1 protein-coding gene is annotated in these 1194 nt (G+C 59.5%); it reads left to right on the top strand.

Annotation, left to right across the window (positions count from 1 at the left end; translation table 11 throughout):
- Positions 1–3: 3 nt before the first annotated feature.
- On the top strand, positions 4–1194 hold the full coding sequence (gene tuf / locus TSA66_RS00840) for an elongation factor Tu (RefSeq protein WP_040038612.1): 1191 nt from the start codon (positions 4–6) through the stop codon (positions 1192–1194).

Below are 1194 nucleotides of genomic sequence, written 5' to 3'. Positions count from 1 at the left end.
AAAATGGCAAAAGGCAAGTTTGAGCGGACAAAACCGCACGTGAATGTGGGCACGATTGGTCACGTTGACCATGGCAAGACCACGCTGACTGCAGCAATTGCAACCGTGTTGTCGTCGAAGTTCGGCGGCGAAGCGAAGAAATACGACGAAATCGATGCGGCGCCGGAAGAAAAGGCACGCGGCATTACGATTAACACCGCGCACATCGAATACGAAACAGCGAACCGCCACTACGCCCACGTGGACTGCCCTGGCCACGCCGACTATGTGAAGAACATGATCACCGGCGCCGCGCAGATGGACGGCGCAATCCTGGTGTGCTCCGCCGCCGACGGCCCGATGCCGCAAACCCGCGAGCACATCCTGCTGGCCCGTCAGGTTGGTGTGCCGTACATCATCGTGTTCCTGAACAAGTGCGACATGGTCGACGACGCCGAGCTGCTCGAGCTGGTCGAAATGGAAGTGCGTGAGCTCCTTTCCAAGTACGAATTCCCGGGCGACGATCTGCCGATCATCCGCGGTTCGGCTAAGCTGGCGCTCGAAGGCGACAAGGGCGAGCTGGGCGAGCAGGCAATCATGAAGCTGGCCGATGCGCTGGATTCCTACATCCCGACTCCGGAGCGTGCCGTGGACGGTACCTTCCTGATGCCGGTGGAAGACGTGTTCTCGATCTCTGGCCGTGGTACCGTGGTGACCGGCCGCGTTGAGCGCGGCATCATCAAGGTCGGCGAAGAAATCGAAATCGTTGGTATCCGCGATACCGTCAAGACCACCTGCACCGGCGTGGAAATGTTCCGCAAGCTGCTCGATCAAGGTCAGGCAGGCGACAACGTCGGCGTGCTGTTGCGCGGCACCAAGCGTGAAGAAGTCGAGCGTGGTCAAGTGCTGGCCAAGCCGGGTTCGATCAAGCCGCACAGCCACTTCACCGGCGAGATCTATGTGCTCTCCAAGGATGAAGGTGGTCGCCACACCCCGTTCTTCAACAACTACCGTCCGCAGTTCTACTTCCGTACCACGGACGTGACTGGCGCGATCGAGCTGCCGAAGGACAAGGAAATGGTGATGCCGGGTGATAACGTCTCGATCACGGTGAAACTGATTTCCCCGATCGCGATGGAAGAAGGTCTGCGCTTCGCAATCCGCGAAGGCGGCCGTACCGTCGGCGCCGGCGTCGTTGCCAAAATCATCGAGTAA

The sequence above is a fragment of the Noviherbaspirillum autotrophicum genome (assembly GCF_000818395.1).
Taxonomy (GTDB): Bacteria; Pseudomonadota; Gammaproteobacteria; order Burkholderiales; family Burkholderiaceae_D; genus Noviherbaspirillum; species Noviherbaspirillum autotrophicum.
Note: the sequence above shows the minus strand (reverse complement) of the source record. Positions and strands in the feature narration are given on the sequence as shown.